The following is a 16,176-nucleotide window of genomic DNA, read 5'->3' on the forward strand; positions in this document are numbered from 1 at the left end:
ACTATTTTGTCTATTTAAATCTAAAGTGGCATATTCGAATTATGATTAATCAGACAATATGTCTAAATTAATTAAATTATCATACCTGTAAGAATTTCTCTTTTCTAATATTTTTTGCTTATAAATGAACTACTTTCAAATCATGAAATTAAGCTTCAAAAAGTATGAAATATTTATGAAATAAGATATAGGAGTACTCATGAATCTGGAACAAGTTCGTCTCGTTGATCAAGCGATCACTTCTCGACATTCTGTCCGCGCTTTTTTAAATACACCAATTGAGCCAGAAGTCATTAAAGATATATTACGAGTCGCAAGTCGAGCTCCTTCTGGAACAAATACTCAGCCATGGAAAGTCTATGTAATAACAGGCAACAAGCGTGATGAAATGGTTGAACGTGTCTGCGCAGCCCAAATCGAAGTATCAAAAAACCCGGAACTTGCAGAACAATATAAAGAAACTTTTGCCTATTATCCTGAAAAATGGATATCGCCTTTTATTGATCGCCGTCGCGAAAATGGTTGGGGCCTCTATGGTCTACTCGAAATTAAAAAAGGCGAAAAGGAAAAAATGGCCGAACAGCAGTTACGTAACTTTAAACTGTTTGATGCACCAGTCGGCCTATTCTTTACAGTAAATAAAACGATGGGAATTGGATCAAAAATGGATATTGCAATGATGATCCAAAATGTGATGGTTGCTGCCAAGGGACGTGGTTTAGATACATGCCCACAAGCAGCGTGGAACCATTTTCACCCTATTGTTTTAGATATTTTGGGTGCATCAGATGATGAAGAACTGGTATGTGCAATTGCGTTAGGCCATGCTGACCCTAACCATATTGTAAATACCTTCATTACACCTAGAGAACCAGTTGAAAATTTCGCAGTTTTTCTAGACGAATAAAATCTAAGTTGCCATTCTCTTGAAACTATGAGAATGGCTTATTTTTTACCTGTTGCACCGCTTTTAACACAACAATAAAACCGCTCAGCGTAAATAACACCATCATCACGCCCATATTGAGCGATGCAGACCAGATAAGGAAGTTAAGCAGCACTCCACCCAAGAGGCCACAAGCAAATTGCATACTTCCCATAATGGCACTCGCTGTGCCTGCGCGGGCACCTTGTTTGGACATAGCGAGCGCCATTGCATTTGGTCCTGTCAAACCAATGCCTGAAATAGCTAAAAATAGCCCTAACATAACGAGCCATAAAGGCGCTTCAGGAATTAAACCCGCAATAAATACGATAATGGCTCCAGTCACTTGAACAAGTGAACCAGCTTTTAACCGTCTAGTGATTTCAACACGTGATGTTAAATGCTTATTTAAAGATGACATCAACATAATGCCAAAAGCATTTAATCCAAATACGTAAGCAAACTCTTGCTGATTGAGTCCATACTGATCCATAAAAACTGCAGGTGCTGAGCTGATATAACAAAATAGCGCCGCCCCGGTTAAACAGCCTGCAAACATAGGTAAGCGGAAACTCGCATCTTTGAAAATAGCCCCATAGAGGGTAACGACTTGATAGAGGGACAGCTTAAGTCTTTTATCAGTTGCCAAGGTCTCTTTAAAGAAGAAATGCACGCATAACCAACATATTGCGCCGACAATTGAAAGAGCAATAAAAATAGCTTGCCATGGGAACCAGATTAAAATCCATGCCCCGATCATAGGCGCCAAAATTGGTGCAAGCCCCATGACAATCATCATGCTTGAAAAAGCTTGTGCCGAGCCTTGAACATCTAATCTATCGCGTATTGCTGCACGAGCCATGACCACACCGACACAGCCACCTAGAGCTTGCAAAATACGAGCAGCAATCAAGCTCCATTCATTTGTAGCCAATACGCAAAATAAGCTCGCGACAGCGTAAAGTGCGAGGCCAAAATAAAGTGGTTTTTTTCTACCAATCCGGTCACTTAAAGGGCCATAAACCAATTGCCCAACAGCTAAACCAAAAAAGTAAGCTGGCAGTGTATTTGCCACCATTTGCGTACTTACCCCAAAATCATGTGCCATTTGAGGCAAAGCAGGTAAGTACATATCGATGGATAATGGCCCTAAAGCCGTAAGCAAAGCGAGCAACATAATCCAGCCAATAGAGTATTGACGCTGGGCTGTTTGTTCAGACATAACGATATTTCATTTTTCAATCATTTGCATACAGACAAGCTTACACTGTCTATCGTATGATTTGTGCAACATTGGTGTAGAAATACACAAATCCTTTATCACTCAGGTTGATCAGCAAGGACTTCCTTTGAAATCTTGGTTTAAACGCCTAAAAAGAGCGACTTACAACACAACATTTATGTATAACGTGCGAATGCTGATAGCCTTTTCAGGAACTGCTTTCGTGCCTTATTTTTTAGGCTATCAATTAGCAACAATTCCCCTCACTTTAGGTGTGGTCGCAGCAGGGTTAAGCGATATCGATGATCGCTTTTCAGTGCGAATCATGAACCTGATTTATACGTATATTGGGTTCTTCGTTACCGCAGCTTCTGTACAATTACTTTTCCCCTACCCAATGGCTTTTGCTTTAGGGTTGATTGCTTCGTGTATTGGCTGGATTTTACTCGGTTCATTAGGACGCCGTTACGCAACCATCTCTTATGGCTGTTTGGTTGTTTCAGTCTATACCATGCTAGGTGTTCACCTTTTTGACCATTGGTATATTCAACCTGCCCTTTTAGTTGCAGGTGCGGCATGGTATGGCTTAATTGCCACTATTAGTTTTTTATTATTTCCGGTTCGACAACTACAAGACAAACTGGCTGCCTCTTATGCATCTCTAGGCGATTTTCTTTTTGCAAAATCAAATTTGTTTGATGTGGATATGACTGCTGCCAGCTATCAGCAAAGTATGATCGAACTGTCATTAGAAAACGGTAAGTTAATTACGATTTTTAATGACTTAAAAACAGCGTTATTGACGCGCTTAAAAGGCGACCGTGGACAAAAAGATACGCGCCGAAGCTTACATTATTATTTTGTCGCTCAAGATATTCACGAGCGAGCTGATTCTGCTCATATCGACTATCAAAAATTAGCCAAAATTTTTCAGCATAGTGATATTTTATTTAGATTCCAACGAATTCTGGCAGTTCAAGGTAAAGCTTGCCAAGAGTTAAATGAATGCATTTTGCAACGTAAACCCTATAACCATAATAAAAGGTTTAAACAAAGCTTTGAAAACCTGCGCCTCTCTTTAGAGAAGTTACGTCGTGATCAGCATTATGACCTTTTATGGGTAAATGCTCTTTTCGCTTTATACCAAAATTTAAAGTCTATCGATTCCCAGTTACTCAACTTAGAAACAGAGCAACACATTCAATCGGACAAAGTGAAACAAGCCGAAAACCAGCTTAAAGATGATGATTTGCAAGGATGGAATGATATTGTCATCCGAATAAAACAGAACTTAACTCCTGAATCTGTGCTGTTCCGCCACGCGATTCGTGTATCGATTGTTTTATTTATTGGATATGTCTTTATTCAAATGACCCATATTGAATATGGCTACTGGATTATGCTTACGGCTCTATTTGTAAGCCAACCCAACTTTAACGCGACCAAGCGCCGTTTACGTCTAAGAATTGTCGGAACATTAGTTGGTATTATTGTTGGCCTTGCGATTATCTTCTTAATTCCTTCAACCGAAGGACAGCTATTCATGTTGATATTAAGTGGTGTCCTGTTTTTTGAATTACGCAGTAAACAATATGCACAAGCAACTGCTTTCATTACAATTTTGGCATTAATTAACTTTAATCTAGACGGTTCAGCAATGGCTGCGGCGATTCCAAGATTTGTAGATACTTTAATGGGATGTGCTTTAGCTTGGTTTGGCGTGACATTTATTTGGCCTGACTGGAAGTTTCGACGTTTGCCTCGTAACATCAGACGCTCACTACAAGCTCAATGTAATTATTTAGCTGAAGTCGTCAAACAGTATCATGAAGGCCGTAATCATGCGTTGAATTACCGTATTGTACGTCGAGCTGCACATAATACTGATGCTGAAGTTGCTTCACTTATTTCAACTTTAGCAACTGAACCAGACTTTGACCCGACTCGTAAGTCCGATATTTTTGAATTTTTATGTTTAAATCATACATTTTTAAGTTATATCGCGGCACTTGGAGCACATCGAGAAAACATTCAAGACCAAGCTGTCCTTAAACTATTAGACCAAGCCTTAGATGATATCCAAGGAGCTCTCTTAAGAGATGAAATGCCTGATCTTACAGCACAAAATATGCTCCAAACGATACGTCAGCGACTAAGCCAAAATGATGAAGATGACCAAAAATCACTCATTATTTTGCAGCAGCTCTCGCTCATGCTTGGTGTATTGAATCGATTTAGTATGTTAAAACAACGGCTAAGTCATGATCTTGATAATGATGCCAGTGAGCTTGCGTCATTATAAATTTGCCTCGGAATTTAGTATTAAATTGGCATAATATCCTTTCCTGACTTATGCCAATTAGTGCTAAACTTAAAACAGTTTACAATTTGTTATTTGCACTATGACCGCGAAAACTTTATACGCTTATACGCTTCAGCCTGTTCCATATGACGTGTCAGAAGCTGAACAACGTAATGCACAGCTTCTTATCTGGCGCAGCACCAATAAAATCAGCACAAAAATTTGGGCAATTATGGGTGTCGTTTTAGCCCTAGCTATTTTAGGTCTTATTTTTATTAAGAACTACTCTACTGTTTTTTGCTGGGTTGCTATTGTTGCTGTAGTACTTTACTACCTAGGTCGTAAATACGGATTAGAATGGTACGTTAAACGCAAAATGAATGAATTTCCAGTACAGGAAATCAAAGGTATTCGTTTAGGTGTACAGCCTCATGGTATTGTAATGCGCCAACAAATGGGCCACCAAGAAGGCGTGGGTACTATTGGATGGAAAAATATCTATGAATGGTACAATGCACCTGATTTTATTTTGGTTAATTTCAAAGTAAAAGACCCAAAAGGCCAAGAACAACAAGGTGCGTATATTTTACCTAAACGCATGGATTCTAAGAACTTCTCTTTCAATACAATTCGCACGCATTTAAAAGAAGCTGTAGGCGAACCAAAAACCTTGTAAGTTTTAATTTTATAAAAAGCCTCCTGATGGAGGTTTTTTATTATGCTAAAGACAAATGATAATGAAAATTAATATTATCTCCAAAATCCATATTATCTACTCAATCTTCGGCTATACTTCGTTACAAGATCTCCATCATATTTTCATTTTTGACCATGTTTAAAAAAATTTTATTTCAAATTCATTGGTTTCTGGGTATTACTGCTGGCCTCATCTTATCCATTATGGGTGTAACAGGTGCAATTTATTCTTATGACCAACAAATTTTAAAATGGGTGAATTCTGACAGTTATGTTGTTCAAGCTGAAAACACATCAAAATTAACCCCTGCTCAGCTATATCAACATTTCCATACAACTCAGCCTGAAATTAAAATTAATAGCATTACGATTGCCAAGGATCCCACCTCCTCTTCTGTTGTGAATATTGAAAAAGAAGGTGAACGTCGTGGCTACAATATGATGGTTAATCCATATAACGCTCAAGTTCTGCCAGATGTAAAAGGCCGAAAGTTGTTGTTACTCATACAACAAATTCATCGTAATTTAACAGCTGGTGAAGTTGGTAAACAAATTACTGGTGCATGCGCACTCATGTTAATTTACTTCGTACTCAGTGGGCTATATTTACGCTGGCCTAAAAAGCATTCTGCTCGTCAATGGCTCGCTGTGAAGCCGAAACTCAAAGGCCGAAATTTTATTTGGGATCTACATGCTGTTGTAGGTACGTGGGTCATTGTTTTTTATCTGCTTTTCGCGTGTACAGGTCTATATTGGTCTTATGACTGGTGGCGTAGTGGTATGTTCAAAGTAATGGGAGTTGAACAACCTAAACCACAAGGTCATGGCACCACTCCTCAAAATCGCGGAATGCAACAAGGTAAACAATCTGACCGTAATAAGGATAAAAAATCAGAACCTCAATTAGATAATACTCAACTCATTACAGCACTTAATCAAACATGGAGTGGCTTCAATAGTCAGGTCGGGCGTGGTTATTCAACACTAACATTGAACTTACCCAAAAAAGATGATGGAAAAGTTGAGTTAAGCTTTGTCGATGCTACGCCACAACATGAGCGTGCACGTAACCAAGCCATCTATAATTATCAAACTGGTAATATCGAAAAGATGGAGCTTTACGAAGATAAAAAGCTTAATCAAAAGATCATGAGCAGCATGTTACCTGTGCATCGTGGTAGTTTCTTTGGACCAATTTATCAATTTGTAGCAATGCTGGCTTCATTGGCAATGCCTCTGTTTTTGGTTACAGGATGGATGCTTTATCTTAAACGCCGTAAACAGAAAAAATTAACACAGGCGGCTCGCCAGTCTTTAGCTGGACAATACATTGATCCAAATGCAAAGCCTTGGCTTATTACCTATGCAACTCAAACAGGTGTAGCTGAACAACTGGCCTGGAGTACGGCAACAAGTTTACAAGAAGCTCATCAGCCAGTTCAGGTTAAACCTGTACAGCAGCTAACCCAATCTGATTTAGAGCAACATGAGCAGGTTCTATTTGTAATCAGTACGTATGGTACTGGTGATGCGCCTGACCTCGCTACAAGCTTTGCCAAAAAGCTTTTAAAAGTGGAACTAGACCTTAAGCATATGAACTATGCCGTTTTGGCATTGGGTTCTAAAGAATATCCTGATACTTATTGTAGTTTTGGACATGCAGTAGATGCTTGGCTTAAAACCAGTGGTGCACATGCCCTCTTCAATACAATTGAAGTTGATAATGCAAACCTATCGGATATTCAAAACTGGAATCAAGCACTCGCGAAAGCAACTAAATTAGATTTGCATGCTGTAAATCTAGAAAAAGTCTTTGATACGTGGGTACTGCAACAACGTGACTTACTCAATCCAAATAGCTTAGGTCAACCTGCTTATAATATTGAGCTTAATGCAAAGCACGAAGCGATATGGCAAGCGGGTGATATTGCTGAAATACAGCCTGGGAATAGCCCAGAACGCATTCATGATTTTTTGCAGAAGCATCATATTCTTAAAAATGCAAAAGTTGATTCATTACAGATTTCGATTGAGAAAGCACTTTGGAATAAAGATTTAACCGGTGAAATTGAACCATTTGCTAATGTAGATCATCTATTAGAACAACTCCCGACTCTGCCAACACGTGAATATTCGATTGCTAGCATACCTTCTCAGCAAATCCTTCGTTTGGTAGTCCGTCAACAATATGATACGTCTGGTAACTTAGGTTTAGGTTCTGGATGGCTGACTCAACACACGCAAGTGAATGATGAAGTTGCTTTGCGTATTCGTACCAATGAATCATTCCATCTTATTGATGATAACCGTCCTATTATTTGTATTGGTAACGGAACTGGTATCGCAGGCTTAATGAGCCTATTACATACACGCACTCGTCACAACTACACTGAAAACTGGTTAATTTTTGGTGAGCGTCAAAGAGCATGTGATTTCTTCTATGCATCAACTATTGAGGCATGGCAAACAACTGGAATGTTAAAACGCCTTGATTTAGCATTTTCCAGAGATCAAGAAAAACATGTGTATGTTCAGGATATCATCCGTCAGAATGCAGCAGAATTAGTAAGCTGGATAGAACGTGGCGCTGTTCTTTATGTATGCGGTAGTATTGATGGGATGGCCAGCGGAGTCGACCAAGCACTTATCGAAATTCTAGGTGATGAACAGCTAGATGAGTTAAGACAACAAGGTCGTTACCGCCGTGATGTTTATTAAAGGTCAATAAATTTAAAAAACCGAGTAATAGCACAAATGCTTTACTCGGTTTTTTATTGCATTCAGAATGATTTTGCATACACTGTCAGCAATTTAAATTGCAACTCTAAGCACAATGCAAGTCAGTAAGTGGATCCGTATTTTCCTAGCAATCATTGGTTCAATTTTATTTCTAGATGGATTAGTTTTAATTTGTCTCAATAAAATTAATGTAGGCACAATTATTCCTTTCATTTTGGGGGCTTTCTTCTGCCTCTATTCTTTATTTTATTATCACTTAGAGCGCTTTTTCTTCTATCACTATCGCTTACACACGCTTTGGCGTTTTGGGTGGTTATGCTTCTGGATATGGCTAATAGGCTTAGGCTATTTTTTTAGCTTTATTAAAGAAAATAAAGATACTTCAGATAATACTCCTCCAGTAAAAGCAATTATCGTCTTAGGAAGCGGTGTCGAAAATGGTCAACCATCCACAATTCTTGCAAAACGTTTAGATACAGCCGCCCCTTTAGCACTTAAACAACCGCAAACACAGATTGTTTTAACAGGCGGTCTTGATTTTTCAGAAAAAGAAAGTGAAGCCTTAGTTATGTCTCGTTATCTTGAGCAAAAGTATCATATTGCAAAAGAACGAATGACTCTTGAAGATAAAAGTACCAGTACTGAACTTAATTTAAAAAATAGTAAACCACTCTTAGCACAGCAGCACATTAACTTAAACCAACCAATTGCTATTGTGACAAGTGATTTTCATATCCCTAGAGCAGAAGCAATTGCAAAAAAACAGGGCTATACTCAAGTTTATGGGGTAGCGGCCGAAACCCCATTAGCTACTCGCTACAATGCATGGTTACGTGAATATTTTGCATATGCGAGTGGATGGATTCTAAAAGAATATTAAAAGTACTTTAATCGAAAAACTGCTATTCAAAAAAATAGCAGTTTTTTTATTTGCGAAAATATTAGCTCTTGCTACAAATAAATTTGATGATTACAAGCAATGAGATAAATATAAAGGCTTATATACAGACTCTAAGAAGATAAGCCTAATGAGAATAAAGCGCCTATTGTCTCTAGAATGAATAAATTTCTTAGTAAATTTTTTGAAAAATATTTTTAATTTAACACCCACACTATAACGCTTAATAAATTAGTCAAAATAACTCATTACGCTATTAGATAATTCAAGTCGTTCAAGCATATAAAGACAAGACAATGACTAATAAAAATAATAATTTGAATATATAGACACTTTAATTTCACAATAGGAAAATTATTCACATAACAAATAATTTATATGAAAAGTAAAATATAAGATAAATAAGCGATTTGAGAATTTGAAGAACTTAAATTTCTGAGAGAAATTATGGTGGGCGCTGACGGGATCGAACCGCCGACATTCTGCTTGTAAGGCAGACGCTCTACCAACTGAGCTAAGCGCCCTTAATGAGAAAAGATAACGAATGTATCTTTATACTCTACATTCTCAAGACAAGGGAATCAAGAGAATGGCGCAGCGGACGGGGCTCGAACCCGCGACCCCCGGCGTGACAGGCCGGTATTCTAACCAACTGAACTACCGCTGCACTACAATACTTTAAAATAAAGTATGGTCACATATATGGTGGGCGCTGACGGGATCGAACCGCCGACATTCTGCTTGTAAGGCAGACGCTCTACCAACTGAGCTAAGCGCCCCAAGAAGAAAAAATTAATAATTTATTAATTTTTCGATATAAGATTGTCACATCTTAAATCATCTTCCAAACACAACCCAAACTGAAAAGTGGCGCAGCGGACGGGGCTCGAACCCGCGACCCCCGGCGTGACAGGCCGGTATTCTAACCAACTGAACTACCGCTGCACTTTCACAATATCGAAATTGTGGGGTAAACGATGTTAAGTCTTAAGTGGCGCAGCGGACGGGGCTCGAACCCGCGACCCCCGGCGTGACAGGCCGGTATTCTAACCAACTGAACTACCGCTGCACTTGAGAGCTTAACGTAAAGGCTTGGTGGGCGCTGACGGGATCGAACCGCCGACATTCTGCTTGTAAGGCAGACGCTCTACCAACTGAGCTAAGCGCCCTTAACGTCTTCATCGTTTGTGAGGTGCATTATAGAGAATCTTTAACAGGTGTCAAACGCTTTTCGACTTCTTTTTAAAAAAATGCGAATGAATGATTAAAAATAAGTCATTATTAAGTAAAAAACAATTTTTTGTATTTTATTTAAACACTTATTTCAATATTTACCACCTTTACACAGCTCATCAAGATTAGATAAAACTCGCTCTCAGGTTAAAGATTGTTCAGATAAATAAACTAATGCATCTTCAGCCACTAAATCAAATAGCTCAATGATTTCTTCATTACGCATTCGGACGCACCCATGCGACATTGGCACCCCCATTGGTTGCGTGTCTGGAGTTCCATGAATGTAAATGTAACGCTGCATGGTGTCGTGGTCTTCGCCTTTGTTAAAACCTTCTTCTAACCCATCTAACCAAAGAATACGAGAAAGTATCCAGTCTCGTTCAGGGTATTGGGCAGCTAACTCAGTGCTATAGACTTCCCCAGTTGGCTTACGTGCAATAAAAACTGCATTTTGAGGAGAATCGGCACCAATTTTCTTTGCCACTCTATGCCATCCACGGGGTGTTCTCCCCGTGTTTTCCTGCTCACCAATTCCATTTTTTCCTGTAGAAATGACATAAAACTTATTATGTTTAGGCAAAGTTAATGTTTGGTTTTCTAAATCGATAAGAACATCAGCATCTTCGAGTTTAAATTGAGACATTGGACTTATTCTCTTATATATCAACTCAAATATTTTGAGTTTAACTAAAAAATTATTGTAAGGACTTCTCTTGCACTGAAATAAAAGATTATCAATCTTTTTATACCTACGCGCAGTTTCACTGCTTGTCTTGCGCCAAAAATAAAAGATTATCAATCTTCTATTTTTGGCTCAGGCCGTAGCCATAACCAAACTGCAACGATGAACATAGTAATATCAGTAAAAGCCTTAACCAAAAGTGGCGCTGAAGTAAATAGCATGATAATTCCGCTAATCGCCATCATGATGCTTGCAATCCACTTCGCTTTACGAGGCACTGTGCCATTGGCTCGCCAATCACGTAGTGTTGGACCATATTTAGGATGATTTAACAACCAATTATCCATTTGTGGCCAGCCTTTTGACGCAGCCCAAGCAGCCAGAATCAAAAACACTGTTGTCGGCATACCTGGTAAAATTGCTCCAATAATGCCTAGCGTGATAAAAATCACAACTAAAGAGCGCCAGAACAATGTTCGCATATATAAACCTTAACCTGCTGTTAGCGTTAGTATAAAGTGTTTTTCTACTATTTTTTGTTGATCCGTTATGAAATTAGGATGAATTCTTCGAGTATTAAATATATGAATATTGCCTCAATTAAAATCTCCTATTTCGAGCCATGGCTTCAATTTCAACATCCTATAGTTCGACAGCTCGCGTTTTGTATTGCTAGTCCAAATTTACTTTGCCAACTACCGAAAAATCTATCTATACAACATCCCTTTAAGCTACATTCAAGTGAATTTTGGGAAGTTCATTTTCAAAATTATTTACCACGCTTGGAAGAGCTTGATCAGTCACCAGAACCTTTAATTCAGTTTTTATCTCGGCTTAAAAGTACACGCTTAGGTTTACGTTTTGAACATCTCCTCTGGTTTTGGTTACAAGAAGATCAGTATCATCCCTATCAATTATTAGGACATAGTATTCAAAAGATTGAGGGAGCAAAAACTTTAGGCGAGCTGGATTTTTTAATTTTAAATAAAGCATCTCAAAAAATTGAACATTGGGAAGTAGCCTTAAAATATTATTTGGGTGAGGCAGATTTAAATTTAGAACAATGGATCGGCCTGAACCGTCAAGATACTTTAAGCAAAAAGCTTTATCACTTTACGAACAAACAATTTCAGTTTTCTGAAGCATTGAACTTCGAAATTCAAAACCGTTTTGCAGTTTTAAAGGGACAACTTTATCTTTCTTTAGATTTAAATTTTCAGCAGTCCCTACCTGACTGGATAAATTTAAAGCGTCGTTTGGGATATTGGGGCACTACAATTCCTCAATCTTCTTTTTATCGATTAGAAAGGCAAGAATGGCTGTGTCCAAATAAGCAACCTAGTTCGGATTCAGCACATTGGTGGACAGAAGGTTTATATTGCAAAAATAGTGAAGAGATACTGTTTTATATGTTTAGACATCCTTCACACTTAAAATTTAAGTCCAACATGCAGAAATTTAAATAATTAACAATAAATTTAAGATTCTAGAAACATTTTATAACGTTTTTACTATTAAACAGTCATGTTTCTTTTTCCGTTTGTTTTTTAATCTAAATTTACTTCATTATTAAATTTAAACGGAGAAAATGATGAAAAAAGTTTTAGCTGCTTCTGTCATGATTGCTGTTGTTTTAACAGGCTGTAATACGTTTAAGGGTTTTGGTAAAGACGTTTCTAAAGCAGGTGATGCTGTAACAAATACTGCTGAAAAAACACAAGATAAAATGTAAGTTAGAGTTGTCACTAAAAAAACCTTATCGTTCCGATAGGGTTTTTTTATTTTTACGTACCCATCACGTAGAGATTCGCCTATTATATCGGACTATATTTCACCTGATCAGCACGCAATTTCCGGTATGAACCATTCAGATACTCTCTCGCTTAGCCTAGAACTTTTACAACAACCTTCTGTTACTCCCATTGATCACACCTGCCAAACCATCATGGCGGACCGTTTAAGCAAAGTTGGTTTTCATATTGAACCAATGCGTTTTGGTGATGTAGATAATCTTTGGGCGCGTCGCGGAACTGAAGAGCCTGTATTTTGTTTTGCAGGTCATACGGATGTCGTCCCGACAGGTAAATTAGAAGCGTGGAATTCAGACCCATTTGCACCCGAAATTCGCGATGGAAAATTATATGGTCGCGGTTCGGCAGATATGAAAACAGCTTTGGCAGCTATGGTTGTCGCATCTGAGCGTTTTGTAGCAAAACATCCCAACCATAAAGGATCTATCGCATTTCTAATTACTTCTGATGAAGAAGGTCCTGCTGTTAACGGTACGGTCAAGGTTATTGAGACTCTTGAAGAACGTAATGAAAAAATTAAATGGTGTTTGGTAGGTGAACCTTCAAGTACTCATAAATTAGGTGATATTGTTAAAAATGGGCGTCGTGGTTCACTCAATGCAGTATTAAAGGTCCAAGGTAAACAAGGCCATGTGGCTTATCCACATTTAGCACTAAACCCAATTCATGAAGCATCACCTGCTTTAACAGAGCTATGCCAAACCGTTTGGGATAATGGAAATGAATATTTTCCAGCAACATCATTTCAAATTTCAAATATTCATGCTGGAACTGGTGCAACCAATGTCATTCCGGGTACTTTAGATGTTACTTTTAACTTCCGTTATTCAACAGAAGTGACAGCTGAACAGCTTAAACAACGTGTTCATGAGATTTTAGATAAACACGGTTTAAAATATGAAATCGTTTGGAATTTGTCTGGTTTACCTTTCCTGACCCCAGTCGGTGAACTCGTTAATGCTGCTCAAACTGCTATTTTAAATGTAACTAGCAATGAAACTGAGCTTTCAACAAGTGGCGGTACTTCTGACGGACGTTTTATTGCTCCAACAGGCGCACAGGTATTGGAATTAGGGGTTCTTAACGCAACAATTCATCAAATTAATGAACATGTTGACGTGCATGATCTCGATCCCCTGACTGATATTTATGAACAAATTTTAGAAAATTTATTAGCTTAAAATATTAAAGCTCAATGAATAAAAAAGCATCCACTTTAGGGTGCTTTTTCTTATCTTAAAGTTAATCCATTCTTTGAGAGTCTTAGAAAGTGATTCGTATTCCCTAATCCAGATAGTTAGCTTTATACAAAGTACTTAAAGAGCATTTTCTGAATGCTTATCTATCCACTGCAATATAGTGGGCCAGATTTCCTTAGCAGCATTTTGACTAAGTGCGATTCTACTATGAGAATAATTTTCTAGATTATTATTAGAAAGTCCAAACTCACGGAATATATTACTTTCATTTTCAAAGGCCTCTAAATATTTATGGCACCCTTTAACTGGTGCTATAAATTTATCACCAGTTCCGCTGATAGAATATATTGGAACTCGAATAGAGCTCATATGTTTTTTATAATCAATATTTTTAAATTCACTAATAAAATTTTGCTTTAAATTCCAGTTAAACCATGGTCGCATAGTGTAGTAACTTTCATTTACTCGACCTAACTTAAATTTATTAGCGGGTATCTGGCCTAGACCTTTAACAACGAGTTTTGCAGAAAAGAGTTTAATAAAATCAAATGTGTTGTTTATGGCTCCAAATGCTTGGCAAGCTATAAAAGTAATACTTTGGATATTCTTTAAATATTCTGGATAATTAATTAAGAACATAGTTAGGCATAAACCTCCCCCACTATGAGTCACACAGTGTAAAGAGGCTATATTAAAATGATGATAAATATAGTGAAATGCGGCCTTATATTCATATAGCGCAACAGTTTCAAAGTTAAATGGAATATCTGTTTTTGGGCTTGTGCCGTGCCCACGCCATTCTAAAATAAAACAGATGTAACCCTGATTTGCCAAATAATCTGCAATACCCATACAAACAGTTTTGTCTGAAAATGCACCATGAGATAAGAAAATTGCTTCTTTTTTTATCAGAGTGTTCTCGCTTTTAGCAATTTCCCATAAAGCAAACTCACCATGGTCATCTGTTTTTAAAATATGCAGCTCTTTATAAATTGACATTTATTTTCTACTGTTGCAAAAATTTTATTCTAGGTTGACTTAATAATGCCTGAATGAGTGGTGTATAAAACTCGCCTTCATTAATAAGCTTAATATATTCATCGCTATGCTCTACCCAACCCTCTTCGGCTAATGCATCCCAAATAGGCTTATAATCGACTTTAATATCACTATTAAAAATTTTCTCATATTTTTTGGTATTAATTTTCATTTCTTGTAATGCTTGAAAGATCCAAATCAACTTTACGTCTTCAGTATCATGAACAAACATACGTTCAATAGGAAGTTTATTTAAAGATATTGCATTGTAGTATTCAGTTAGGTTTCGATGATTCATTGCTGAAACAGACTTCGTTTCTGATAAGTTAGGTTGCAATCGCATATTAACGGCTGCATAACCCAATCCACTCATTGTGGTCATTTTACTTTGCCCATTGGCATCTAAGCAGTCTCTAAGGTTATCTTCATATAAATATTTCTCTGAAATTAATTGGTTATTATCTTCTTTTTCCCAATCATATACTGTTTTTTGTTTATAACCTTTACTTATTAAGAATTGTTTAGCAATGTTATACATCTCAATTTTTTTCTCAATAGAAGGCGTATTTTGCTTTTGTTTTGTCGCAAAGTCAGAACGACCAGCGATATTAAGCTCATAATGAGTAATATGTTTTATTCCTGATTGAACAATACTTTCCAAGTCTACTAGCATTGCCTCAACCGTTTGATTTGGCCAGCCATAGATCAAATCGACGTTACAAGATAAAGAGTACTTATGAAACAACTCAATTGCATCAAAAACCTGCTTTCTCGTTTGTTTTCTACCACTTGTCGCGATTAACTCATCATTAACCTGTTGTACTCCCATACTGACACGGTTAAAACCTGCATCTTTAATTGCTCTTATTTTATCTTCATTAAAAAGTTGAGGGATACCTTCTAATGTCATTTCTATAGGTTTAGATATACCAGTATCGGGAAAAAGAGAAGATACAATGTTAGTCAGTTTCATATAGTCATTAGGTTGAAGTAAATTAGGCGTACCTCCTCCTACATACAAACTTTCAAGTTTAGCTCCTTGATAAAATTCTTTATATAACTGGGCTTCCCTATTTAAAAAATCCAGATAATAGTCCATTTCCCGCTTACCTTTATAATCTTGTGTAGGGAAAAGGCAAAATCCACAATGAGGTGGATCAGTAGGAATACAATATGGAATACCTAAATATAAATTTATAGACTTATATTGAGCATCTGTATTTAATAAAAAGTAATTATTTTCTTCTTCTTTTAAATCTGTTTTCCACATTTTAGGTGAAGGATGGGTATGTAGAACTTTATTTGATAAATGTCTTACTTTATTTTTTTGGATGAAATTTTTAATTGAAGCAATATCCATAATAACTATATTTACATTAAATTATAAAAACACATATTATGTAAATAAAATATATTATTCAATGTTTT

13 protein-coding genes and 6 tRNA genes are annotated in these 16,176 nt (G+C 37.2%); 8 read left to right on the forward strand and 11 right to left on the reverse strand.

What is annotated here, in order from left to right:
• Positions 1-199: 199 nt before the first annotated feature.
• Positions 200-907 (forward strand): nitroreductase, encoded by a 708-nt coding sequence (locus ACINWC141_RS06670; RefSeq protein WP_009389341.1) that lies wholly within the window; start codon positions 200-202, stop codon positions 905-907.
• A 25-nt stretch (positions 908-932) separates the two neighbouring features.
• On the opposite strand, the gene ACINWC141_RS06675 is transcribed toward ACINWC141_RS06670, so the two are convergent.
• On the reverse strand, positions 933-2,147 hold the full coding sequence (locus tag ACINWC141_RS06675) for a multidrug effflux MFS transporter (protein WP_009389560.1): 1,215 nt from the start codon (positions 2,145-2,147) through the stop codon (positions 933-935).
• A 127-nt stretch (positions 2,148-2,274) separates the two neighbouring features.
• On the opposite strand from ACINWC141_RS06675, the gene yccS reads away from it, so the two are divergent.
• The 4 genes from yccS to ACINWC141_RS06695 all read left to right on the forward strand — a co-directional run bounded on the left by yccS (position 2,275) and on the right by ACINWC141_RS06695 (position 8,764).
• Complete coding sequence (yccS, locus tag ACINWC141_RS06680) at positions 2,275-4,449, forward strand: YccS family putative transporter (RefSeq protein ID WP_034677895.1); 2,175 nt, start codon at positions 2,275-2,277, stop codon at positions 4,447-4,449.
• A gap of 100 nt (positions 4,450-4,549) precedes the next feature.
• Positions 4,550-5,125 (forward strand): SdpI family protein, encoded by a 576-nt coding sequence (locus tag ACINWC141_RS06685; protein ID WP_009389622.1) that lies wholly within the window; start codon positions 4,550-4,552, stop codon positions 5,123-5,125.
• A gap of 155 nt (positions 5,126-5,280) precedes the next feature.
• Positions 5,281-7,863: a PepSY domain-containing protein gene (locus ACINWC141_RS06690; protein ID WP_009389600.1), complete on the forward strand. Its 2,583-nt coding sequence runs from the start codon at positions 5,281-5,283 to the stop codon at positions 7,861-7,863.
• 115 nt (positions 7,864-7,978) lie between these two features.
• On the forward strand, positions 7,979-8,764 hold the full coding sequence (locus ACINWC141_RS06695) for a YdcF family protein (RefSeq protein ID WP_009389366.1): 786 nt from the start codon (positions 7,979-7,981) through the stop codon (positions 8,762-8,764).
• A gap of 466 nt (positions 8,765-9,230) precedes the next feature.
• Here the strand turns inward: ACINWC141_RS06695 and ACINWC141_RS06700 are convergent.
• The 8 genes from ACINWC141_RS06700 to ACINWC141_RS06735 all read right to left on the reverse strand — a co-directional run bounded on the left by ACINWC141_RS06700 (position 9,231) and on the right by ACINWC141_RS06735 (position 11,182).
• Positions 9,231-9,306 (reverse strand) — tRNA-Val (locus tag ACINWC141_RS06700).
• A 66-nt stretch (positions 9,307-9,372) separates the two neighbouring features.
• A tRNA-Asp gene (locus ACINWC141_RS06705) sits at positions 9,373-9,449 on the reverse strand.
• A 36-nt stretch (positions 9,450-9,485) separates the two neighbouring features.
• Positions 9,486-9,561: transfer RNA gene (locus tag ACINWC141_RS06710), tRNA-Val, on the reverse strand.
• A gap of 89 nt (positions 9,562-9,650) precedes the next feature.
• Positions 9,651-9,727: transfer RNA gene (locus ACINWC141_RS06715), tRNA-Asp, on the reverse strand.
• Positions 9,728-9,774: 47 nt separating this feature from the next.
• A tRNA-Asp gene (locus tag ACINWC141_RS06720) sits at positions 9,775-9,851 on the reverse strand.
• 24 nt (positions 9,852-9,875) lie between these two features.
• Positions 9,876-9,951: transfer RNA gene (locus ACINWC141_RS06725), tRNA-Val, on the reverse strand.
• 206 nt (positions 9,952-10,157) lie between these two features.
• Positions 10,158-10,661, reverse strand: coding sequence for a cell wall-recycling L,D-carboxypeptidase ElsL (elsL, locus tag ACINWC141_RS06730; RefSeq protein ID WP_009389609.1), 504 nt, complete (start codon positions 10,659-10,661; stop codon positions 10,158-10,160).
• A 152-nt stretch (positions 10,662-10,813) separates the two neighbouring features.
• Positions 10,814-11,182 (reverse strand): YbaN family protein, encoded by a 369-nt coding sequence (locus tag ACINWC141_RS06735; RefSeq protein WP_009389725.1) that lies wholly within the window; start codon positions 11,180-11,182, stop codon positions 10,814-10,816.
• A 102-nt stretch (positions 11,183-11,284) separates the two neighbouring features.
• Between ACINWC141_RS06735 and ACINWC141_RS06740 the strand changes: the two genes are divergently transcribed.
• The 3 genes from ACINWC141_RS06740 (at position 11,285) to dapE (ending at position 13,692) form a co-directional block, all read left to right on the forward strand.
• Complete coding sequence (locus ACINWC141_RS06740) at positions 11,285-12,166, forward strand: DUF1853 family protein (protein ID WP_034677935.1); 882 nt, start codon at positions 11,285-11,287, stop codon at positions 12,164-12,166.
• Between the two features lie 122 nt (positions 12,167-12,288).
• A complete protein-coding gene (locus ACINWC141_RS06745; protein WP_003655297.1) occupies positions 12,289-12,432 on the forward strand; it encodes an entericidin A/B family lipoprotein in 144 nt (47 codons plus the stop codon).
• Positions 12,433-12,558: 126 nt separating this feature from the next.
• On the forward strand, positions 12,559-13,692 hold the full coding sequence (gene dapE / locus ACINWC141_RS06750) for a succinyl-diaminopimelate desuccinylase (protein WP_009389570.1): 1,134 nt from the start codon (positions 12,559-12,561) through the stop codon (positions 13,690-13,692).
• A gap of 135 nt (positions 13,693-13,827) precedes the next feature.
• On the opposite strand, the gene ACINWC141_RS06755 is transcribed toward dapE, so the two are convergent.
• Positions 13,828-14,709, reverse strand: a complete 882-nt coding sequence (locus ACINWC141_RS06755; protein ID WP_009389322.1) for an alpha/beta fold hydrolase — start codon at positions 14,707-14,709, stop codon at positions 13,828-13,830.
• Positions 14,710-14,716: 7 nt separating this feature from the next.
• Positions 14,717-16,108 (reverse strand): coproporphyrinogen-III oxidase family protein, encoded by a 1,392-nt coding sequence (locus tag ACINWC141_RS06760; RefSeq protein ID WP_009389603.1) that lies wholly within the window; start codon positions 16,106-16,108, stop codon positions 14,717-14,719.
• Positions 16,109-16,176 lie beyond the last annotated feature (68 nt).

The sequence above is a fragment of the Acinetobacter sp. WC-141 genome (assembly GCF_000313935.1).
GTDB lineage: Bacteria > Pseudomonadota > Gammaproteobacteria > Pseudomonadales > Moraxellaceae > Acinetobacter.